The following is a 21,097-nucleotide window of genomic DNA, read 5'->3' on the forward strand; positions in this document are numbered from 1 at the left end:
GCGGCAAGGAGCTATCCACACGGACAGTCGTCCGCCGCCGTGTCATCCCCCCGAACCATGGCGGTTCGGAACCCCCCTTTCGAACCCGCTTCCCCCACTCATTTCCCCCCTTTCGTCCGCGTACCCGACGGGTATCCGATCGGTAGTCGTTCTGAATGCCCATCGGACTTCTGCGGCCGGTTCCGCTAGTCCTCAGCCGTCTCTGTGGATACGTAATTTCGAAGACGGGCCGCTGCCGAGGTCACACCGCGCGAGGGTCATGACTGTGTGACGTCCGTACCCACGAACCGTCCACGATCCGTCCGTCGACGGTCCGTTCGAGGATGATTGGCGGGGACGTTTCCACTCCCTTCGGCCCGACGACCGGGCATTTCTCACACCACGCGAATCGGCTCCCTTGAGGCCATCTCGAATTTGAACTGACCGAACGCGCGTCGTCGGGAGTGGTTTCGATACGATTTCGCCTTCATCGGGCGCAGTCGTCCGAGTCGTGGCTCAGAACGCGTTCCCCTCGAAACTCGTGTCGGCGTGCAAGCTGTCCTTCAGCGCGTCGTGGACTTTGCAGAGTTCGAAGCCCCGCTCGATGATCGCTTCGCCCGTGTCGCCGTCTACATCCGCCTCGACGCGGATATCGAAGTGAATCGACTCGAGTTTGTCGTCGTCGTTGAGTTCGCCGGTCGACTCAATCTCGATCCGGCCGAGGTCGTCGACCCCGCGTTGCTGGCCCCCGACCCGAAGTGCGGGAACGTAACAGGACCCGTAGGCTGCCAACAGCGCCTCGAGGGTATCGGGCGCGTCCTCCCCGTTCGCGTCAATCGTCGTTTCGAATTCGCGAATCTCGTTCGTGGCGCTGTACCCTTCGACGGAAACGGTGGTCGCATGCTTTGCCATGGCAATCGAGAAGTCCACGGGCGGCGCCGTAAACGTTGGTGATGAGTGCTCTGACAGCACGTTCGTGTTCGACAGCGGGTGGGAATACGTGAGAATAGGCCACCGATTCCGAAAGTGGGACGGTCGTTGATCCATCACCCTGCATTTGCAACGGTATCGCGCTTGTCCCTCAAGTCCGGAGGACGTACTGAATCATGACCTCTTTCGACACCCGGTCGGCGAACAAGCTCAGTATCGTTTCGACCGTACTCGACAGCATGCTCGCGTTTCGGCGCGGACGTCCGAAAAGCGGACTCCTGCTCCTCGGTGCGGCCGCGCTCTCGTCTCGCATTCCCGGCGTGGGAACGGCCGTCTCGTTGGCTCTCAGGCTTGCGCGTCGGCTGCGATGATCGAAACCTACTATGGTTGACGTCACCGGTCATCTCGCGATGGCGATGTTGTTCGCTGCGCCGGCATGGATACTCTGGGGCCGGCGCGGCGCGCTCGGATTTACCGGGTTCGCGTTAGCGACGGCGATGCTACCCGATTCCGACCTCGTCCTTCGGCACGTACTACCAGTTACACACCACGGCGTAACTCACACCGTAGTGTTCGTGACGCTGGTCAGCCTCATCACCGGATTCGCCACTTCGAAGTGGCTCACCGAGTGGTTCAACGGCCATCGCTGGATCCGAAGCACCCAGATAGAGATGAGCACGGTCTTCGTCTTCGCGACGAGCGGACTCCTCGTCGGCGGCACGAGTCACCTATTCGCAGATATCCTTTCGGCGCCGGATATTGCGCCACCGCTCAAGCCCTTCTGGCCGTTCTATTCGAAACCGATCATCGTCGACGTCATCTACTACGATTCACTACTCTGGAACGTCGGACTGATCGTCGTCGCTATCGCACTCCACCTGGTACTCGCGCGGTATCAAAGCTACCCACTCGAGACCCGCTACCGAATCGGGACGCGGGAACAGCGCGACGATCAGCAGTACGGAATCGGCAGGGACTGACGTCCTCGTCGCCTGTAATTGATTCCCATCCACGCCTGGAACTGACCGCTTCACCACGGCCGGACGGGCGAGGCTTTCACCTCGAGGGTCCCGTCTCGTCACCGCTCGCACCCGCCGTCCCTCGGTAACCCACCGGTTGACTCCGCCTCTCGAGGTCTCGAGCAGGACAAAAATGGGCTGGTCTCCGTGCTGCCGTTCGGTCGACCGAGGCGGTCGTCCACGGTCAGGGTTCTAGTTCGAACGGTTCGTCGGCCTCGAGTGTGTGGACTTCGGCGTTGCTACCTGTCGCAGTGACTTCGCTGGCGAAGTCGTTCGGGTCCTGCTCGATCGGCGGGAACGTATCGTAGTGTTGCGGGAAGGCGTGGTCGACGTCGAGCCAGTCGACGGCGACGGCGGCTTGCCACGGACCCATGGTGAAGTGGTCGCCGATCGGTACCGTCGCGGCGTCCGGTTCGAGATAGGGTCCGATGACCTCGCGCATCTCGGTCATGAGGCTGGTGTCGCCGGCGTCGTAGAAGGTAGTCGATTCCTCGTCGCTGACCTGCGTCGGCATCGTATCGGAGATGACGAATCCGGCCGGCATCCCGCCGCTTTCGTCGTTCTCGGTCATGATCCCGTTCGTGTGGTCCGCACGGACCATCGTGACGTACGCGTCGTCACATTCGACGGTGCCGCCGAGGTTCATTCCCATCCCGCCGACGGCGTCCTCGAAGCCGAATTCCTCCTGGCAGAACGAGGTCAGTTCCGGCGTTGCGACCAGCGTCGCGTCCGAGAAGGCTCCAGCGTCGGCGATGTGATCGGCGTGGCCGTGTGTCAACAACACATAATCGGGCGTGTCGACGTCGGCCGGCTCGAGATCTGTCTTTGGATTGTCAAAAAACGGATCGATCAGCAGCGCCGTCTCCCCTACGGTGACGTGCCACGTCGAGTGGCCGTGCCAGGTAAGCTCCATAGCAGTCGCTGAATTGGAGCGAAGATTACTTAAAAGTGGGCGCGGCGGACAGCCGTCCCGACGGTCGGCCCATCGTCGGATGATGCCGCTCCCTTAGATCGGCGTCAATACTTGCTTTACAGTCCAAGACGGGCGTATACGATCACCCATATTTATACGTTGGTTACTTCTATAATAGAAAGCCGCAAGCGAACTGACACACCACGCATGCGGTCTGGGACCACATCCCAGCTGATCGTTCCCGCGACCGACGCTGGGCGGTGGCCGGTACCACAGCAGCGTCCCAGAACGATTCACACCCACCACGCCACGCTACACGGCGCCGACAACGCGACCTGCGAACTGCCGTCCGCAGCCGCGTTCGAGTCGTGATGCCGTGTCGTTTTTTACCTGGCACCCGTACGCCAACTATGCTCGCGCTGACGCTCGAGGAGTTCATGGTAGAACTGAACGACGGATCGATCAAGAACGTCGGACCCAAAAACAAGGCAGCGACGGCCAAACTCTTCGACGTCGAATCGGCCGAGGCACGGGAGTTCGGCGACAAACGGATCAAACTCGTTTTCGAAGATGAAGACGACAACGAAATCCAGATTTCTCTGTTTCCCGAGGACGTCAGGTCGCTCGTCGACGATATCGAGTCGCTCGAGGAGGATTCGTCGGTTTTCGAGTGACTGCGCGCCGGGGAAGCAGACATCGCCGCGGCTTCCAGTGCGGACGCATTTCGACAACCGTTTTAGGGCGAAACTGCTTGGTTCGAGTAGATGGGTAACTGTATCATCTGCGGCACACCCGTTGACGGCGAGATCTGTCAGAGTCACGAGGAGGATGTTGTTTTCGAATTCACCGGCACGTCCGCCTCACAACTCACGCCCGGTCGGTACTACCGGGGGACCGTCGACGGCTACGCCGACTTCGGTGTCTTCATCGACATCGGAGATCACGTAACCGGACTGTTGCACAGAAGCGAACTCGACCGACGGCTGGAAAGTCTCGACTGGGAGCCAGGCGACGACGTTTTCGTTCAGGTTCTCGACGTCCGAGACAACGGCAACGTCGACCTCGGCTGGTCGATCCGCCAGCGCGAACGGGAGTTCCGCGGCAAACTGATCGAGACGGCGGACGGAGAATATCGTCCCGGCGAACTCGAGGACGAATCCGACGACGAAGCGGGCGCTCCTGAAAAGAGCGAGCCGACGGACGACACAGAGACGGAATACAGCGACGACGGTTTGAGCGCCGGCGAATTGCAAACGGCCACCGAGGAGGCCGAGCCCGAGGCGAGTACTGACGCCGTAGACGAGAACCAACCCGCCGCCGCGGAAACTGCCGGTACCGTCGCGACCAGTGGGTCCGTGGCGACCGAATCCGCCGCCGCCTCGAGACCTGCGGCCGACACCGAATCCGAAGCCGAGGCGGCGCTCAATCGAACGGCAATCGACGCGATCGAAACGCAGGTCGGCAACGTGGTCCGCCTCGAGGGCGAGATAATCGGTGTTCGCCAGACCAGCGGCCCGACGGTCTTCGAATTGCGCGACGAGACTGGAACCGTCGAGTGTGCGGCTTTCGAGGAAGCCGGCGTCCGCGCCTACCCCGACGTCGAGGTCGACGACGTCGTGGCCCTGGAAGGTGAGGTCGAGCGTCACCACGGCGATCTGCAGGTCGAGACCGAGGTCCTCGAGGTGCTGACCGATGGGGACCGAGAGACGGTGGTCGGTCGCCTCGAAAGCGCGATCGAACGCGAGGCGCGCCCATCGGACGTCGCGCTCCTCGCCGACCACGAGGCCGTCGCCGCCGTCGAAGACGAAATCGCCGACGCGGCGACCGCGATCAGCCGGGCCGTCATGGAGGCACGCCCCATTGTCGTTCGCCACGGCGCGACCGCCGACGGCTACATCGCCGGCGCTGCGATCGAGCGAGCCGTTCTGCCGCTGATCCGCGAGAAACACACGCGTGACGATGCGGAGTACCACTACTTCGAACGGCGACCGCTCGACGGCCGTGTCTACGACATGGACGCCGCGACGAGCGACGTAACCACGATGCTCGAGGCACGGGACCGCCATGGCGAACAGATCCCACTCGTGCTCCTCGTCGACGCCGGCGCGACCGTCGAGTCCATCGACGGCTACGAACTGCTGTCTCTGTACGGCGCCGAGGCGCTCGTGATCGACGATAGCCGAGCCGACGACCAGATCATCGAGTCCGTCGACGTCGCCGTCGCCCCGTCGCTCGCGGATGTTGACGTCTCGGACGTGACGTCGACCGCGCTCGCGGCGAACGTCGGCGCTCACGTCAACGATGACGTCCGCGCCGACCTCGAGCACCTCCCCGCGCTCAGCTACTGGAACGACACCCCCGCGGCGTACCTGGAACTCGCGACCGAGGCCGGCTACGACGAAACTGGTGTCTCCGAGCGCCGCGAAGCCGTCGCGCTCGAGGCGTACTACCAGTCGTACAAGGACAAGCGCGAACTCGTCATCGACTTGTTGTTCGGCGGCAGCAAGGGGTCTGAAACGCCCCACGACGGGGACCTCGCGGCACACGTCTCCGAACAGTTCCGGGACAAACTCGAGACTGAACTCGAGACGGCCCGCGAGAACCTCACCGTTCGGGACGTCAACGGCGTTTCCGTCGCCGTCCTCAACACGGACGCGTTCACACACCGATACAACTTCCCGACGACGATCCTGCTGCTGGATGCACTCCACAGGAGTGAGCGTGACCGAGTGAACTCACCGTACGTCACCCTCGGTGTGGGCGACGACGAACTCCACGTCCGCGCGACCGAACCGGTGAACGTGCGTGATCTAGGCGATGCGATCGCGGAAGTCGTGCCAAACGCCGGCGTCACCGTCGTCGGCGGCCGCGACGGTCACGTCGAGTTCCTGCCCGGCGAACGTGATGCAGTGCGCGAAGCCGCACTCGAGGCGCTCGGCGAGGCCCTCGCGTAAGACTCGTCTTCTCCGTCGTCCGCTCGTCCGAAAGCGGCGGCACTTTTCGAGCCGTCGCCTCGCTCGATTCGATCGGGTGAACGCTGCGAGGGAGGTCGGTGCCACTAACGTATTTCCGGTTCGAAAAGAAAAGAGACGTATGAACGGGATGGAGGGGGCGGACCGTGAATGGTCCGGTGACGATCCCTGGACGCGTCTCCGCGAGAACGCGACCGCAGTCGCATCGATGCTCGTGACGGCGTTCTGGCTCGGTGCGATGTTCACGGGGCAGGAGTGGTGGCTCGCGGCGTTGCTCGTCGGCTACATCGCCGTCGTCCCGCTGATCGCGATCCTATTCGGTGACGAGGAGGATCGCCGAGAGTGGGTCGACGACTATTCGCCCGGCGAGACGAGGTCGGACACGAGCATCGACGCCGAAACGGCCGACTCCGATGGTTCCGATGGTTCCGATGTCGACGCACGTAACGCCCTCGAGACCCTCCGTGAACGCTACGCGGCGGGTGAACTCACGGACGAACAGTTCGAACGAAAACTCGAGCGATTGCTGAACACGGAGACGCTCGAAAACGCCGCGCAGTGGCGACGGGATGCGGGTACTGACCGGGAAAGAGAGACCGAGTACGAATCCTGACATCCTCCCACGACTGCAGTCGTGGGCTTTCTCCTCGAACCTCTGTAAGCGTCGTCCGATCGCGCTCACCTCGCCGTGCGCAGAAGCGTCCGTTCGTCCGCTATCGTGGCGAACGGAGCGTTCCCTCACCGGTACCGTTACGACGACAGCGGCCTGGAATCGGCGCGGATCGAATCGAACACCCAGAGTGCCCATTCTCGAGCGATCGCCGCGTCGGTGTCGACGAAGACACGCATCGTCCCGGTTTCGTCGTCGTAGCCGCCGATTCCGACTCGATCGTCGAACACCGCGAGGCCGTACGGCAGGGCCTCTCGCGTTCGGACGGTGACGTCACCCTCGTCGATGGCCGTCGAGAGATCGGTGCCCAACTCGTCTCGAAGCGCCTCGACAGTATCGGGGACGTAGACGAGTTCGACAGTCCGATCTTCGAGCAGTCGATCGTCGGATTTCTCGGTGCCGGGCGGAATCATGTGAGTGGTGTTGAATCCGCTGAACGAATCGCTCTCGCGGAGGAGCGACAGGAAGCGAGCGATCGGCGCGTAGGGATCTGCCGGGGTCGCGACTGTTACCGTCGCGTCGGCGAACGGTTCGATGACCAACTCCTCGTGGTCCTCGCAGATGTATTCGAACAGCGGATCCAGTCGTCGGGCGGTCCGGAGATAGGCTTCGAACTTACAGACGCCGTCGGCGACGACCGTTCCGAGCCCCGTCAGTCGATAGCGATCGTCCACGCGCTCGCCGTACCCGTGTTCTTCGAGCCACCGAACGAACCGGTGGCTCGTCGCTCGTGAGACCTCGAGCGTCCGTTCGATCTCGCGACGATCGAGTGGTTCGACGAGCAACGCCCGCAACAAGTCACTGTGGCGGACGATGTCGACCATCGTTTCCGTGTCCGGAAACGGGTCCAGTGTGCGTCGCCGCTGGTCCCGCTGAACGTCCCTGTCGTACCGAATGAGTTCGTCGAGAAGGTTGTGAGTCACGGCAGGTCACCCCTTGCTACTGCTCACCAGACCGTACTCTGTTCACGGGCTTAACCCTGTCTCAGGTCGTGAAACGGGATTCGTCGGCCGATTTTTATCTCAGTACTTACATTTAGTCTGCTTGAGCGCCTCTCTGAAATCATGGAACCGACAACAGATTCGCCTCCGACCGAACCCGCCGACGTGCAAATCCCGTGGGACTCGCCGACGGTCCGTATCATCCTTCTGAGCACGTTGCTGGCTCCGCTCGGTGTGCCGTTGATCAGCCCGACCTTGCCGGTGGTCCGCGATACGTTCGGCGTCAGTGAACCGACGGCCAGCCTGCTGATCAGCGCGTACTTCGTCGCGGGGATCGTTCTCTCACCGCTCATCGGGGCGCTCGCCGATCGACTCGGTCGGCAAATGGTGCTCGTCGCGAGCCTCGTCGCTTTTGGCGTCGCGGGCAGCGCGGTCGTCTTCGCATCCTCGTTCACGACGGTCCTGCTGATACGGATCGTACAGGGAACGGCGTCTGCGGGCGTCTTCGTCGCCACGGTCACTATCATCGGCGACACGTTCGAGGATGCGCAGCGAAACGCGGTCCTCGGCATCAACACGGCCGTCCTCTCGGCGGGTGCAGCGGTATTCCCCGTCGTCGGCGGCGTTCTCGTCGCCGTCTCGTGGAACGCACCGTACCTGCTGTACCCGCTCGCGATCCCGCTCGCAGTGGTCGCCTGGTACGTCCTTGAGGAGCCCGAACGCGCCGGTGATCGTGCGACCGGTCCCGAGCGATCCGACGGAGGCGCCGACAGCGGGACGGTGAGCCTCGACGCGGACTACGTTCACGGTATGTTCGCCGCCGTCGGAACGGGGGGCGTGCTCCCGATGTACGTCGCCACGTTCGCGGCCGAACTCCTGCTGTTCGGCTCCGTTCTGACGGCGGTTCCGTTCCTCCTGACCGGTTCGTACGGTCTCGAACCCGCCGTCGTCGGCGCCATCCTGATGCTCGCAGAAGGGACGTCTGTCGCCGTCTCGGCCGCCAATGGCCGGTTTGCGAAACGTACGACGAACCCCGCACTCGTCGAAGCAGGGTTCCTCTGTCTGGCGGTCGGATTCGCCGTTGCGTGGCTCGCCGGGTCAGTTCTCGAAATCGGGGTGGCCAGCGCGATCATCGGTGCTGGTATCGGACTCGTGTTGCCGTCGGTCGATGCCGAGGTGAGCGGTCGCGTCACTGGCCGCTACCGGGCAGGCGCATTGAGTCTCCGCAACAGCACGACGTTCCTCGGTCGGACGCTCGGACCGATCGCCTTCGCAGGGATTGCTGCGACGACCGGCTACTCGTCGCTACTGTTCGGCGGTGCAGTCGTTGCACTCACCGTTGCCGGGTTCGTCGCCGCAGGCACGCGATGGACCGACGACCCCGATCGGGGTTCCCTGCAGAGCGCGTAATCGCCCGTCACTCGTCGTCCGGTCGCCCGTCGGCCCGTTCCGGCGGTTCTCTCACGACCTGCGTTTCGTCCGGCCAGGTGACGCTCCCGAGGAAGGGAATTCCGATCCGCTCTGCGGCCCGGGCGATCATGTGAGAACCAGTCGGCACCGTCAGGAAGAGAAAAGCGATCCCGATAAGCGCGGTCAGCCCCTCGTTGCCGGGTCCGAAGTGAACGAACCCGGCGAGGAAGACTGCTGCGGTTCCGAGCGTCGTCGGCTTACTCGTCGCGTGCATCCGGTTGTAGACGTTCGGTAGTCTAAGCAGACCGATCGTGCCGACCGTCAGGAAGAACGTCCCGATGACGATCAGCGAGCCGACGACGATATCGTGAATCATTCGATCACCTCGCCTTCGGTGACGAACTTCGCGACGGCGACGGTCGCGATGAACCCGATGATCGCGAGGACGAGGCTCACCGTGATGAACAGCCCGCGATCCGTCACGAGGGCGAACAGGACTGCAATCGCGACTACGTTCGTTGCGATGGCGTCGAGTGCAACTACTCGATCCGGGTTCGTCGGGCCGCGGATCACGCGATAGCTACAGAGGACGCAGAGTCCGCTGACGACGATCAACGCGCCGCGGATCGTAATCTCGAGAACGGCCGGGTCGCTAGCGGTCATCGTCGATACCCCCGTCTTGGTGGTCCGTCGTACTCTCTCTTGTGCCTCCGGAAACGACGATGTCCGGCGGCGGATCGGACGGCGATGCGTCTTCGTTGAACAACTCGAGCGCGTAGTCCTCCCAGGTATGGATGGGGTCGGCGATGGCTTCGGGATCGCGACCGTTGACGCCGTGGACGTACAGCGCGTTCGTCGCTTCGTCGTAATCGAGCGTCACCGTCCCGGGCGTGATCGTGATGCTGTTGGCGATAACGGTGATCGCGATATCGGATTCAACACGCAGCGGAACGAGAATCACCTCCGGTTCGATCGGCATGCCTGGCGAGAGAACCCGATAGGAAACGTCGATATTTGCCCGCAAGAGCTCCCAGCCGAACGATCCGAGGTAAAGACCGGCGTACGGAAGCGCTCGAATCCCACGTCCGAGGTCGAGGCGCTTGCTGTACAGCCGACGGAAGATGAACGCGACCGGCAGGCCGACGACTAGCCCCGCGAGGAACACGCCGACGAGGTTCGTGGGTGTAAGCGACACTCCACGAACGAATACCCATAGCGTGGCGAAGATTACGCCGACGACGGGCCAGGTCCGAACCTTCACGCGTGATCACCTCCGGTCGCGTCTGAATCGGCCAGTTCGCTCGCATCGGTCGGATCGACGGCGTCGACGTATCCCTCCGTATCGAGTGCGGCTTCCGCGGCGGTCGATGCGAACTCGTATACGGGCTCGAAGCCGACTCCGATTGCGACGATCGCCGTCGCGAGGCCGATGAGGACCACCACGTGTACACGATCGATCGCCGCCGTTTCCACGGCTGGCGTCTGTGCCCCCCAGAAACTCAGATTCCACAGGCGGGTCGCGTAGGCGATCGTCAGCAAGGAACCGACGAGCAAGAGCGCGATAACGGGGCCGGCCGACGCCGATCGAGCCGCTGCATCGAAGACGAGAAACTTCCCGAAAAAGCCCGACAGCGGCGGGATGCCGACGAGTGCTAACGAGGCGACGAACACCGCGATCGCCAACGGTGGTGATCGTTTCGCGAGACCGCCGAGGTCGTCGAACCGGCTCGACCCCGTCGCCGACCGTATCGCTCCGACCGCGAGGAAGAGCAGTCCCTTCGAGAGCGTGTGATTGAGCGCGTACACGAGCGCGGCGGCGACACCGAGTTGACGCAGTTCGGGACTCGTCGAGGTCGCCGCGATCGCCACCGGAATCGCGATGAACCCGACCTGACCGATGCTCGAGTATGCGAACACTCCTTCCAGTGAATTTCGGCCGACGGCCCCGATGCCGCCGACGAGGATGCTCGCGCTGGCCATGAGGAACAGCGCCGCCCCAACGAACGACAGCGGCGAGTCGACCGCGAGTCCGGTTCCCGGAACGCCGAGATCGACCGCCACGTTCGAACCGGCAAACACCGTAAAGGAGAGCCGGATGATGGCGTATATACCGACTTTTTTGGTCGCACCAGCAAGCAGGGCCGCGATCTGGGGCGGCGCGGCTCGGTAGGCGGTCGGGATCCAGAACTGGAAGGGAACGAGTCCGGCCTTGATCGCGAATACCGACAGGAGCAGGCCGAGCAGGCCCACGACCGGAACCGGGTCGAGGCCATAGGCTGCCGGCTCCGCGAGTCGCCGAGCGAGGTCCGCCATGTTCAACGTCCCGGTCGACGCGTAGATCCCGCCGACGCCGAGCAAGAAGTTGGCGCTGGCGAGGAGGTTGAGCGTGACGTACCAGAAGGCGGCGCGGGTGTGTTCGGCGCCGCCGGAGTAGGCGACGAAGACGTAGCTGGCCATCAACATCACTTCGAACCAGACGAAGAGGTTGAAGAGGTCGCCCGTAAGGAACGCACCAGTAACGCCAAGCGCCAGGAAGTGAAAGAGCGGAAAGTAGTAGCTACGACCTTCCTCGCCGGGGAGGTGGCGGCTCGAGAAGATCAGCGACGAAACGCCCAGTATCGCGACCATGGTCAGCATAAACGCCGACAGCCCGTCCGCGACGAGCGTGATTCCGAACGGGGCAGGCCAGTCGCCAACCTGGTAGGTCGCGATTCCCGGGGCGTCCGGCGCGAGGACTACGAACCAGTCGATCGCCGCGACCGCGACCGCGTATGCGACACCGCCGCCGAGACTCACCGCCACTCGAGCCCGCGGCCGTCGACCGAGTAACAGCGTCGCGACGGCCGTGACGAGAACGACCAGCATCGGTGCGATCACGAGCGACGTGTCGGTGCCGGGCTGCGTCGCTGCCAGGGTCGTCATCGCCGATCACCCGTCCACGTCACCGACCCGTTCGTTCGCAGCGCCATCATTCTCGATCACCCAGTTTCGTGACGTTCAGCGTGTCGTGTTCTTCGTAGACTCGATACGATAGCACGAGCGCGAACGCCGTCATGCCGAAGCCGATGACGATAGCGGTCAATACGAGCGCCTGAACCACCGGATCGGCCGTATTCGGGACGTGATCTCCGTGGCCGGCCAGGACTGGAACCGAATCGGACGTCGCCGGCGCGATCCCGCCCATCGCCAGTAAGTAGAGATTTGCGGCCTGGCTGATGATCGCCAGGCCCCAGACGACTCGGATGAGGTCCCGTCGCAGTAACAGGAAGGTTCCGAGTGCGAACAGCGCGCCGATCGTCCCCGCGAGGACGAGCGCCGTCATTCGGCGCCCACCACCGAAAGAATCGTCAGTAGCCCACCGACGACCACGCAGTAGACGCCGAAATCGAACGCCAGCGCGCTCGCGACCTCGAGGTGATCGTAGATTGGGATTCCCTCGAGCATGACGAACGTCTGTGACAGAAACGGCTGCCCGAACAACAGCGGTGCGAGCCCGCTGACGACCGCGATGGCGAATCCGTAGGCGAAGAGCCGTCGGTAGGCAACGACGACGCGGTCACGCGACGGCTCCTTGCCAGGATCGACGTCTCGGCCGAGGATGCCTCGCTCTAAGAAGTCCAGGCCGTATGCCATGTAGACGATCGCGAACGCCGTCGTCGTGAGGACGCCGCCGATGAATCCACCGCCGGGGAGGTTGTGACCTTCGATAAACAGCGATATCGCGACCACCAGGATGATCGGGACGATCGCTCGAGCGGTCGTACGCATGATGACGGTCGTCACTCCGAATCACCTCGTGAAGATCCACCGTCGGTATCGTCCGTCGTTCCACGCTCGGGTGGGGATCTGAGCGGTTCGTCCACATCGCGTTCGTCCCCGACCTGCGTATCGTCGGTCGGTTCGTCCGCGGTCAGTTCGTCGGTTGCACGCGGTTCGTCGGCTGACTCGTCTACAGCCGGTTCATCGCCGAACAGTTCCTCGCCGGCTTGCGTGTCGATCAGTCCGCCGCCGCTATCGCGCATGACGATCAGCGTCAGGATCGAAATCGCCGCGAGCGCGATCACGACGAGCTCGCCGAGCGTGTCGAAGCCGCGGAAGTCAACCAGCGTCACGTTGACGACGTTGGATCCGCCGCCGTCGGGCACGGCGTGCTCTGTAAAGTAGCGAGCGATATCGGTCGAGCCGCCGGGGCGAGCGCTGGTCGTGACGAGCACGGTGACGAACGCCGTTATACCGACTACCAACGAGAGCGCGACGTCTCTGACGCTCCGTCTGAGCCCGATCGCGTACGACGCGGGAATCTCCTCGATGACGAGCAGAAAGAGCACAAGGACGAGCGTTTCGACGACGAGCTGCGTCAGCGCGAGATCGGGGGCGCTCGCGAGAATGTAGAAGATTGCGATCATAAATCCGAGAATCGAAAGCGTAAGGACACCCGCAACGTGGGAGTCGGAGAGAACGACTGCGAGCGCGCCGAGGATGGCCACGAGCAACACGAGCGCGATTGAAACCGTAGCCTCGACGCCCAATTCGGTCGGCTCGATCGCATCCGCCGCGACGAAACCGCCGATCGCGAGCACGCAGGTCGCACCGAGCGTCCACGTTGCGTACGTTCTGAGCAATCCGTTGTGGACGCGACCGGCGAGCCATCTCCCCTCGTCCGTGAGGCCGTCGACGATGGCGTCGTACCACCAGTTCGGACCGACCTGTGGCACCGTCCGCGGAATCGAGCGGATGCCGTCGTGGAGACGCTCGTAAAACGGGAAGGCCAGGAACCCTGCGCCGATCGCGACCGCGCTCATCCCCACCGGGAGCGAATACGACGTAGGCACGCCGACGTGCATCTCGTGGGGGTCGATCGCCGTCGCCTCGAGACCTGACTGAACGATAACGGAAACGGCGAGTTGCGGGGAGACGCTGACGACTGCGGCGAGGAGCGCGAGCAGGGCAGGTGGAACGAGCATCGAGAGCGGCGGGCTCTGGATGGGGCCGAGTTCCTCCGGTTTGTCGCCGAAGAACAGAGACAGAAACCGCAACGAGTAGAGGACGGTGAAAACGCTTCCGAAGACTGCGACGGCGGGGTAGAGCCAACCGAGAAGTCCGAGGTCGTGATGATGGCTCGCCTCGACGGCGGCCTCGTAGAGTAATTCCTTCGAGTAGAACCCGTTGAACGGCGGAATTCCGGCCATGCTGAGTGCGACGACCGTCGTGATCGCGGCCGTGACAGGTAAATTGCGACGGAGCCCGCCGAGTTTTGCAATTTCGCGGGTTCCCGCCTCGTGAGCGATGATCCCCGCGACGAGGAACAGCGGGGCCTTGAACAGCGCGTGATTGAGCAAGTGGAACACCCCCGTCTCAGCACCGTAGACCGACGTGAAGCCGAACCCGGCGATCATCAGACCGAGGTGGCTCGCCGTCGAGTACGCCAGCAACTCCTTGATATCGGTCGACGCGACCGCCATGAGCGCGCAGAAGGTCATAGTCGTCAGTCCGAGCGTCACGAACAGCAACAGCCACTCCGACCCGAGGAACATCGGCCGAACGCGCCCGACGAAGTACACGCCGACTTTGACCATCGTCGCGGAGTGCAGAAACGCCGAGACCGGCGTCGGCGCTGCCATCGCGTTTGGCAGCCAGAAGTGCAGCGGCACCTGTGCGGATTTGGTGGCCGCGCCGACCGCGAGCAGTCCCAGGACGGGCACGAATAGCCCCCGATCCCGAAGCGCCGACTGCATCGCGTCCGGGTGCTCGAGCATGGCCGCGAGGTTAAACGCGAATGCGGAACCGACGACGTTACCGGCGACGAGCGAGAGCAAGAGAAGTCCGACGAGCAAGAAGAGGCCTCCGCCCACGGTGATGAGCATCGCCATCCTCGCGGCGTACTGCGACGACCCGTCGGCGGTATAGTAACCGATCAGGATGAACGAACAGAGGCTCGTGAGTTCCCAGAACAGAAATATCGCGATCAGGTCGGCGGCGAGCGCGACGCCGATAATCGATCCCATAAACGCGAGCAGGGCCGCGTAGTATCTGACGAGGCCCGATTGACCGTGCATGTACGCCGGCGAATAGGTGAATATGAGCGCCCCGATCCCGGAGGCGAGCAGCGCGAACAGAAGCGCCCACCCGTCCACGTAGAATCGGAGTGCAATCTCGAGAGACGGAATCCACGGGAGTGTGACGGTTCCGTCGGCACCGTATTGGGTGACCAGCAAGCCGAACGCTACCAGCGAAACGAGGGTGCCCACGAACCCAGTTCCCTCCCCGAGAACGCGAAAGAAAAGAGGCGTCAGTGCTGCAGCGACGAACGGGAGAGCGACCGCGGCGACTATCACCGCCTGGTCGGGAGACATTCGATACGGCGAGGCTAGGGGGAGACCACCCTTAAACAGTTCCTTTCGGATGGCAGTAAAGTGGGGGATACGACGACGTCGAGGGTCGACCGTCGTTCGGGCGGACGGCGGGTGACGAACCACGCTGGCCGTCCAGAGACGCTCACAATCTCCGAGTCCGACACGCTTATTCGCGAACGGCGACGAATCACACACAGTGAGTACCGAGACGCCCGAACCAACCGAGACCGAAGCGTTCGAGCGGGTCTGTGAGACGCTCGTCGACCGGATTCTGGCCGGCGAAATCGAGCGTGACGAGGTCGAAAAAGCCAAACTCGAGGCCTGCTCGGAACACTCCGCACCGAAGGTTCCGAAAAATTCGGAGCTCCTCGATTACGCGCCCGAAGAGCACCGCCAGGACCTGGAGGTCGTTCTCCAGCGCAAACCGGTTCGAACGGCCTCAGGCGTTTCGCCGGTCGCAATCATGACCTCGCCCGAGCGCTGCCCCCACGGCAAGTGTCTCTACTGTCCCGGCGGTCCCGACTCGGAATTTTCGTCATCACAGAGTTACACGGGCGAGGAGCCGGCCGCAGCCCGCGGCGTCCAGAACGACTACGACCCATACGGACAGGTGACGCTCCGACTCGAGCAACTGCGCCAGATCGGCCATCCCGTCGACAAGGTCGAACTGATTCTGATGGGCGGGACGATGACGGCGCGCAGCCATGACTACCAGGAGTGGTTCGTCAAGCGGGCCCTCGAAGCGATGAACGACTACGACGTCGACAAGGAACCGGAACCGGCAGAGGGGGTCAGCTTCGCCGAGGATCCGGCGGAGTACGAGTGGCGATACGTAGAGGACGTCCTCGCGGAAAACGAGACCGCGGACGTCCGCAACATCGGGACGACGTTCGAGACGAAGCCGGACTGGTGTGATCCGGAGCAGATCGATCGGATGCTCAATCTCGGCGGGACGAAAGTCGAAGTCGGGGTTCAGACGACGTACGAGCGGATAAACAGGGACATGCACCGCGGCCACGGCGTCCAGGAATCGATCGATGCCAACCGTCGCCTTCGCGATTCGGCCTTCAAAGTCGGGTTTCACATGATGCCGGGACAGCCCGGGATGTCGAAAGAGATGTGTCTCGAGGACTTCCGACGGCTCTTTGAGGCAGAACAGTGGAAGCCGGACTACCTGAAGATCTATCCCACTCTCGTGGTGCGGGGCACCGCGACGTACGACTGGTGGCACAGAGACGAGTACGAACCGCTTTCGAACGACGAGGCGGCCGACCTGATCGCGGAGATTAAGTCGATGATCCCCCGTTACACCCGATTGCAGCGCGTCCAGCGGGACATTCCTGCGGACTTCATCGATGCCGGCGTCTGGAAGTCGAACCTGCGCCAGCTCGCCCGACAACGGATGGACGACCACGGCTGGGAGTGTGAATGCATTCGCTGTCGCGAAGCCGGCATGAACGACGAGGAACCCGAGAACGTCGAACTCGACGTACTGACGTACGATGCCTGCGGTGGCACCGAACACTTCATTTCGTTCGAGGACTTCGAGCGGGATCTGCTGATCGGATTCTGCCGACTCCGGTTCCCGAAGAACCCGGTTCGGCCGGAACTCGAGAACGCGGCCCTCGTCCGCGAACTTCACGTCTACGGCTCGGAGGTCGCAGTGGGGAACGACGGCGAAATCGACCAGCATCAGCACCGGGGCTACGGCCGCCGGCTGATGGAGCACGCAGAGACCCTCGCCGGCGACGCAGGCTACGACACGGTGAGCGTCATCTCCGGTATCGGTGCTCGAGAGTACTATCGGAACAAACTCGGCTATCACCAGGACGGCCCGTACGTCAGCAAACAAATCTAAATCTTCCCAGGCGAACTCGGCTATTGCCCGAACGAACTCTCATTCTGCCTTCCGTATCGTCTATGCATTCGTCTCGAGGCGGCTGGTCCCCTTCGGACAGGACCGATACGGGCGGGACCGATATGTTCCCAGTGGACGGGACCGATAGTTGTCCGACATCCGTCGTGGGGTCACTCCCGACTGCACATTCTCGATGGCCAATGATCGACAAATACCCCGCTTTCACCGGTCTCCGCAGCGCAAAATTTATGGTAATAGGCATTGGATGTTCAAGTGCCGACGATTGTCGGCACCGTTGTCAGCTCCCCCCACCCTGACAGCGACACACCGTCGCCGCTAGCTCGAGCGCGCCGTATCCACCGAATCGCCTCACTATTGGGCGATTACGGCGCGCCCATCGCCCGAACCTTTTCCGGCCGGCCGATTCTCTCGACGGAGTAGAGCCTGTTCGCTGTCCCGTTCCGAACTTCGGTCAGTGCGGTTCAATCGGTTGGCGACACTGCCACGGCCGTTGCATCGTGCCTGAAGAAATTACGGAGCGAACGTACGCGAGCAGTCGGAGAAGGTGGTGCCCGAACAGAGTCTGGAGAATTGCCCGAGACCAACTGCGGGACGTTCGCTCGCTACCAACGCGGGGGACTGGTGTCGTCGTATCGGGAATGAGGGGGTGTCGACGGTACGAGTACACTGCCCAGTCAGTCCGCTGGCGTCGTCGAGCGACGTGGTGGGACCACTCATCGGAGGGGGGATCGCCGGCGGATTCGTCACGGATATCGTCTCAGCCGATCGTGACCTCGAGTTCGAGCAATCCGAGGTGAGAGGGGGCGCGACCGCCGTTCGAGCGGAACTCGGCGGGCGTCGAGTTGACGATGTCGTAGAAGTCGGCCTGGTCATTCGGCACGAGGATGCTGCCGTCGTCGCGCTGGAGGAACGCCGGTGCGTCCGTCCCCTCGATCAAATCGAGTTGGTCATCCCACTCGTCGTCGGTGTAGATGAACGTGCCGAAGGAGAATCGACCTGCTGCGAGCGCGTCGTGTTTCGACAGAAACATGCCCGCCTCTTCGGCGTTGAACTCTTCGTCGCTCACCCAGGCGATGGCCGCGATACCGTCGGCCTGGAGGAGGTAGAAGTCCCAGGACAGCGAGCCGTCGAACACCGCCCAGGTGCTCCGTGGACCGATCGTGTGGACCTCGACGCTGAAGGTCGGAACCACGCCAGATCCCTCCGGCTCCGGGACGAAGGTGACGTCGTAGCCGGGGACGCGGATTCCGCGGTCGTGGTAGACGACACCGTCAACGTCGATATCGGCGTCAATCCGATCGATGATGCCGCGGACAGTCGCGCCACCTTCGGCCTCGAGGTGCTCGAGAAAGTCCGGGAACCGGGAGACGTCGGTCCAGGGTGGGTCTTCGCCAGCGCTCATGTGTCTCGACCTCCGGTATCACAAGCGAGGCCGCCGACAGCGTTCATACCTCGCATTGGGTACTGGCGCGGATTAGGCCTTCCGACCTCGACCCTCGACTACCGCCGGCACGAATTCTGTGATCGGCGATCGGGCGGACCGATGCGCTCTGCTGGATCGTCTCGAGTCCGCTTGCACTGTAGGCGGAGTCGGGCGGAAGCTGGTGCAGTGACTGGCGCCTGAAAACCGACGGCTGTTATCAGTCGAGATTCACAACGACTGCCCGTCGAATCAAGCCAACAGTTGTCGGTCGATTCAACACGGCGGCCGTTGGTCGAATCTACCACACGGACACCCGATAGTATCCACGAACGCGTCACTGGCGGTGGAGCGACACGCCTTTTTGACCGGACCGGGCAGTGTACGGTATGGAACCAAAGCGGGAACTCACCAGCGTCGATCTCGCCACTCTCGTCAGGGAACTCGGGGGCTACGAGGGGGCGAAGGTCGACAAGGCGTATCTCTACGGGGAGGATCTCGTCCGCCTCAAGATGCGGGATTTCGATCGGGGTCGCATCGAACTTATCTTCGAAGTCGGCGAGATCAAGCGGGCGCACACGGTCGCTCCGGAGCGGGTCCCCGACGCACCCGGTCGGCCGCCACAGTTCGCGATGATGCTCCGCAATCGACTGTCCGGGGCCGACTTCGCAGGCGTCGAACAGTTCGAATTCGACCGAATCCTCGAGTTCACGTTCGAACGCGACGACGGCACGACGAGACTCATCGTCGAACTGTTTGGCCAGGGCAACGTCGCGGTCACGAACGACGAATACGAGGTGATCGACTGCCTCGAGACGGTCCGACTGAAGTCTCGAACCGTCGTTCCGGGATCGAGATACGAATTCCCCGAGTCGCGGACGAACCCGCTTTCGATCTCCCGTGACGGCTTCGACCACGAGATGGACGACTCGGACACGGACGTGGTCCGAACGCTCGCGACGCAACTCAACTTCGGGGGCCTCTACGCCGAGGAACTGTGCACCCGCGCCGGCGTCGAGAAGGGATTGGACATCGACGACGCCGACGAAGACGTCTACGATCGAATCTACGAGGCGATCGACCGTCTCGCGATCGATCTCCGAACCGGAAACGTCGATCCGCGGATTTACCTCGACGTCGACGAGGGCGGGGACGGCGAGGAGAGCGACGACGGACAGAGTGACACCGGCGGGGGACGCGTCGTCGACGTAACCCCGTTTCCGCTCGAGGAGCACGCCGAACTACCCGCCGAACCCTACGATTCGTTCCTGACTGCGCTCGACGAGTACTTCTTCCGGCTCGAACTCGCCGACGAAGCGGAACCGGAGACGACCTCCCAGCGGCCGGACTTCGAATCGGAAATCGCCAAGCACGAGCGCATCATCGAGCAACAACAGGGGGCGATCGAGGGATTCGAACGGGAGGCCGACTCGCTTCGCGACCAGGCGGAACTGCTGTACGCCGAATACGGACTCGTCGACGAGATACTGACGACGATTCAGACGGCACGCGAGCAGGACCGCTCCTGGGACGAGATCGAAGAGCGGTTCGCGGAGGGAGCCCAACGCGGGATCGGGGCCGCAGAGGCCGTCGTCGACGTCGACGGGAGTGAGGGCACGGTTACCGTCGAAATCGATGGCGAGCGGATCGATCTCGTCGTCGGGCAGGGCGTCGAACAGAACGCCGATCGGCTCTACACGGAGGCAAAGGACGTCGAGGAGAAAAAAGAGGGTGCGCTGGCGGCCATCGAGGATACCCGTGAGAATCTTACGGACGCAAAACGCCGCCGTGACGAGTGGGAAGCGGACGAGAACGAGGGTGGAGCCGGCGAACACGAGGGGGACGAGGAAGAAACACGCGACTGGCTCGCCGAACCGTCCGTTCCCATCCGCGGAAACGAACCCTGGTTCGATCGGTTCCGCTGGTTCCACACCAGCGATGACTACCTCGTGATCGGCGGCCGAAACGCGGATCAAAACGAGGAACTCGTGAAAAAGTATCTCGAGCCCGGGGACAAAGTTCTCCACACGCAGGCCCACGGCGGCCCTGTCACCGTTCTGAAGGCGACCGATCCTAGCGAGGCGTCGTCCGCGGACATCGAACTCCCGAACTCGAGCATCGAGGAGGCCGCCCAGTTCGCCGTCTCCTACTCGTCGGTCTGGAAGGACGGGCGATACGCCGGCGACGTCTACGCAGTGGACTCGGATCAGGTCTCGAAGACGCCCGAAAGCGGCGAGTACCTCGAGAAAGGCGGGTTCGCGATCCGTGGCGATCGGACCTACTATCGGGATACGCCGGTCGGTGTGGCGGTCGGGATCCAGTGTGAACCGTACACCCGAGTGATCGGTGGGCCGCTGTCGGCGATCGAAGATCGGGCGGAGACGACGATCGAGATCGAACCCGGACGGTACGCGCAGGCCGACGTGGCGAAACGAATCTATCGGCGCCTTCGCGAGCGATTCGCCGACGAATCGTTCGTCCGAAAGATCGCGAGTCCGGACAAGATTCAGCACTTCATGCCGCCAGGCGGAAGTCGGATAACTGACGACTGAGAGTTACGGTCACTGGTACCGATCTGCTATCGCACCGGACGGTACTCGAGACGGAGAAT

The 21,097-nt window shown here is 62.9% G+C and carries 19 protein-coding genes; 8 read left to right on the top strand and 11 right to left on the bottom strand.

All coding sequences use genetic code 11. The annotated features are described in order from the left end of the window. Positions 1–495 precede the first annotated feature (495 nt). Complete coding sequence (locus NJU76_RS17085) at positions 496–891, bottom strand: OsmC family protein (RefSeq protein ID WP_254530553.1); 396 nt, start codon at positions 889–891, stop codon at positions 496–498. A 194-nt stretch (positions 892–1,085) separates the two neighbouring features. On the opposite strand from NJU76_RS17085, the gene NJU76_RS17090 reads away from it, so the two are divergent. Both NJU76_RS17090 and NJU76_RS17095 read left to right on the top strand, forming a co-directional pair. After that, entirely contained in the window at positions 1,086–1,280 is a 195-nt protein-coding gene (locus tag NJU76_RS17090) for a hypothetical protein (RefSeq protein WP_254530554.1), read from the top strand. 12 nt (positions 1,281–1,292) lie between these two features. Further along, on the top strand, positions 1,293–1,889 hold the full coding sequence (locus NJU76_RS17095; RefSeq protein WP_254530555.1) for a metal-dependent hydrolase: 597 nt from the start codon (positions 1,293–1,295) through the stop codon (positions 1,887–1,889). Between the two features lie 223 nt (positions 1,890–2,112). Here NJU76_RS17095 and NJU76_RS17100 read toward each other — a convergent pair whose 3' ends face one another. After that, the gene (locus NJU76_RS17100) at positions 2,113–2,841 is read right to left on the bottom strand and encodes a metal-dependent hydrolase (RefSeq protein WP_254530556.1); all 729 of its coding nucleotides are present in this window, start codon (positions 2,839–2,841) and stop codon (positions 2,113–2,115) included. Positions 2,842–3,251: 410 nt separating this feature from the next. On the opposite strand from NJU76_RS17100, the gene NJU76_RS17105 reads away from it, so the two are divergent. The 3 genes from NJU76_RS17105 to NJU76_RS17115 all read left to right on the top strand — a co-directional run bounded on the left by NJU76_RS17105 (position 3,252) and on the right by NJU76_RS17115 (position 6,426). Beyond that, the gene (locus tag NJU76_RS17105) at positions 3,252–3,515 is read left to right on the top strand and encodes a hypothetical protein (RefSeq protein WP_254530557.1); all 264 of its coding nucleotides are present in this window, start codon (positions 3,252–3,254) and stop codon (positions 3,513–3,515) included. Between the two features lie 90 nt (positions 3,516–3,605). After that, complete coding sequence (locus NJU76_RS17110) at positions 3,606–5,795, top strand: OB-fold nucleic acid binding domain-containing protein (RefSeq protein WP_254530558.1); 2,190 nt, start codon at positions 3,606–3,608, stop codon at positions 5,793–5,795. Between the two features lie 139 nt (positions 5,796–5,934). Further along, entirely contained in the window at positions 5,935–6,426 is a 492-nt protein-coding gene (locus NJU76_RS17115; RefSeq protein WP_254530559.1) for an SHOCT domain-containing protein, read from the top strand. Between the two features lie 137 nt (positions 6,427–6,563). Here NJU76_RS17115 and NJU76_RS17120 read toward each other — a convergent pair whose 3' ends face one another. Beyond that, positions 6,564–7,406: a helix-turn-helix transcriptional regulator gene (locus NJU76_RS17120; protein ID WP_254530560.1), complete on the bottom strand. Its 843-nt coding sequence runs from the start codon at positions 7,404–7,406 to the stop codon at positions 6,564–6,566. Positions 7,407–7,547: 141 nt separating this feature from the next. Between NJU76_RS17120 and NJU76_RS17125 the strand changes: the two genes are divergently transcribed. Further along, on the top strand, positions 7,548–8,834 hold the full coding sequence (locus tag NJU76_RS17125) for an MFS transporter (RefSeq protein WP_254530561.1): 1,287 nt from the start codon (positions 7,548–7,550) through the stop codon (positions 8,832–8,834). Positions 8,835–8,841: 7 nt separating this feature from the next. Here NJU76_RS17125 and mnhG read toward each other — a convergent pair whose 3' ends face one another. Genes mnhG through mbhE form a run of 7 tightly spaced genes read right to left on the bottom strand, consistent with a single transcriptional unit; the run spans position 8,842 to position 15,187 of the window. Beyond that, a complete protein-coding gene (gene mnhG, locus NJU76_RS17130) occupies positions 8,842–9,210 on the bottom strand; it encodes a monovalent cation/H(+) antiporter subunit G (protein WP_254530562.1) in 369 nt (122 codons plus the stop codon). Beyond that, on the bottom strand, positions 9,207–9,497 hold the full coding sequence (locus tag NJU76_RS17135) for an MrpF/PhaF family protein (protein ID WP_254530563.1): 291 nt from the start codon (positions 9,495–9,497) through the stop codon (positions 9,207–9,209). Before NJU76_RS17135 ends, mnhG begins: the two co-directional genes overlap by 4 nt. Further along, positions 9,487–10,095 (bottom strand): Na+/H+ antiporter subunit E, encoded by a 609-nt coding sequence (locus NJU76_RS17140; RefSeq protein ID WP_254530564.1) that lies wholly within the window; start codon positions 10,093–10,095, stop codon positions 9,487–9,489. Before NJU76_RS17140 ends, NJU76_RS17135 begins: the two co-directional genes overlap by 11 nt. Then, the gene (locus tag NJU76_RS17145; protein WP_254530565.1) at positions 10,092–11,756 is read right to left on the bottom strand and encodes a complex I subunit 5 family protein; all 1,665 of its coding nucleotides are present in this window, start codon (positions 11,754–11,756) and stop codon (positions 10,092–10,094) included. The genes NJU76_RS17140 and NJU76_RS17145 overlap by 4 nt, the downstream gene beginning before the upstream one ends. A gap of 46 nt (positions 11,757–11,802) precedes the next feature. Further along, on the bottom strand, positions 11,803–12,156 hold the full coding sequence (locus NJU76_RS17150) for a sodium:proton antiporter (RefSeq protein WP_254530566.1): 354 nt from the start codon (positions 12,154–12,156) through the stop codon (positions 11,803–11,805). Then, entirely contained in the window at positions 12,153–12,617 is a 465-nt protein-coding gene (locus tag NJU76_RS17155) for an MnhB domain-containing protein (RefSeq protein ID WP_254530567.1), read from the bottom strand. The genes NJU76_RS17150 and NJU76_RS17155 overlap by 4 nt, the downstream gene beginning before the upstream one ends. After that, on the bottom strand, positions 12,614–15,187 hold the full coding sequence (gene mbhE / locus NJU76_RS17160; protein ID WP_254530568.1) for a hydrogen gas-evolving membrane-bound hydrogenase subunit E: 2,574 nt from the start codon (positions 15,185–15,187) through the stop codon (positions 12,614–12,616). Before mbhE ends, NJU76_RS17155 begins: the two co-directional genes overlap by 4 nt. Positions 15,188–15,383: 196 nt before the next feature. Here mbhE and NJU76_RS17165 point away from each other — a divergent pair, with 196 nt between their 5' ends. Continuing rightward, a complete protein-coding gene (locus NJU76_RS17165; protein WP_254530569.1) occupies positions 15,384–17,045 on the top strand; it encodes a tRNA uridine(34) 5-carboxymethylaminomethyl modification radical SAM/GNAT enzyme Elp3 in 1,662 nt (553 codons plus the stop codon). Between the two features lie 778 nt (positions 17,046–17,823). Here the strand turns inward: NJU76_RS17165 and NJU76_RS17170 are convergent. Beyond that, positions 17,824–18,468: a hypothetical protein gene (locus NJU76_RS17170; protein ID WP_254530570.1), complete on the bottom strand. Its 645-nt coding sequence runs from the start codon at positions 18,466–18,468 to the stop codon at positions 17,824–17,826. A 407-nt stretch (positions 18,469–18,875) separates the two neighbouring features. Here NJU76_RS17170 and rqcH point away from each other — a divergent pair, with 407 nt between their 5' ends. Beyond that, positions 18,876–21,038, top strand: a complete 2,163-nt coding sequence (rqcH, locus tag NJU76_RS17175) for a ribosome rescue protein RqcH (protein ID WP_254530571.1) — start codon at positions 18,876–18,878, stop codon at positions 21,036–21,038. Positions 21,039–21,097: the final 59 nt, after the last annotated feature.

It is taken from the genome of Natrinema gelatinilyticum (genome assembly GCF_024266705.1).
Lineage (GTDB): Archaea > Halobacteriota > Halobacteria > Halobacteriales > Natrialbaceae > Natrinema > Natrinema gelatinilyticum.

What these genes read in the sequence shown, in the direction of transcription:
- NJU76_RS17110 (WP_254530558.1), top strand. Translation starts at nt 3,606, where the DNA reads ATGGGTAACTGTATCATCTGCGGCACACCCGTTGACGGCGAGATCTGT.
- NJU76_RS17115 (WP_254530559.1), top strand. Translation starts at nt 5,935, where the DNA reads ATGAACGGGATGGAGGGGGCGGACCGTGAATGGTCCGGTGACGATCCC.
- NJU76_RS17105 (WP_254530557.1), top strand. Translation starts at nt 3,252, where the DNA reads ATGCTCGCGCTGACGCTCGAGGAGTTCATGGTAGAACTGAACGACGGA.
- rqcH (WP_254530571.1), top strand. Translation starts at nt 18,876, where the DNA reads ATGGAACCAAAGCGGGAACTCACCAGCGTCGATCTCGCCACTCTCGTC.
- NJU76_RS17150 (WP_254530566.1), bottom strand. Translation starts at nt 12,156, where the DNA reads ATGACGGCGCTCGTCCTCGCGGGGACGATCGGCGCGCTGTTCGCACTC.
- mbhE (WP_254530568.1), bottom strand. Translation starts at nt 15,187, where the DNA reads ATGTCTCCCGACCAGGCGGTGATAGTCGCCGCGGTCGCTCTCCCGTTC.
- NJU76_RS17145 (WP_254530565.1), bottom strand. Translation starts at nt 11,756, where the DNA reads ATGACGACCCTGGCAGCGACGCAGCCCGGCACCGACACGTCGCTCGTG.
- mnhG (WP_254530562.1), bottom strand. Translation starts at nt 9,210, where the DNA reads ATGATTCACGATATCGTCGTCGGCTCGCTGATCGTCATCGGGACGTTC.
- NJU76_RS17125 (WP_254530561.1), top strand. Translation starts at nt 7,548, where the DNA reads ATGGAACCGACAACAGATTCGCCTCCGACCGAACCCGCCGACGTGCAA.
- NJU76_RS17090 (WP_254530554.1), top strand. Translation starts at nt 1,086, where the DNA reads ATGACCTCTTTCGACACCCGGTCGGCGAACAAGCTCAGTATCGTTTCG.
- NJU76_RS17095 (WP_254530555.1), top strand. Translation starts at nt 1,293, where the DNA reads ATGGTTGACGTCACCGGTCATCTCGCGATGGCGATGTTGTTCGCTGCG.
- NJU76_RS17170 (WP_254530570.1), bottom strand. Translation starts at nt 18,468, where the DNA reads ATGAGCGCTGGCGAAGACCCACCCTGGACCGACGTCTCCCGGTTCCCG.
- NJU76_RS17085 (WP_254530553.1), bottom strand. Translation starts at nt 891, where the DNA reads ATGGCAAAGCATGCGACCACCGTTTCCGTCGAAGGGTACAGCGCCACG.
- NJU76_RS17100 (WP_254530556.1), bottom strand. Translation starts at nt 2,841, where the DNA reads ATGGAGCTTACCTGGCACGGCCACTCGACGTGGCACGTCACCGTAGGG.
- NJU76_RS17135 (WP_254530563.1), bottom strand. Translation starts at nt 9,497, where the DNA reads ATGACCGCTAGCGACCCGGCCGTTCTCGAGATTACGATCCGCGGCGCG.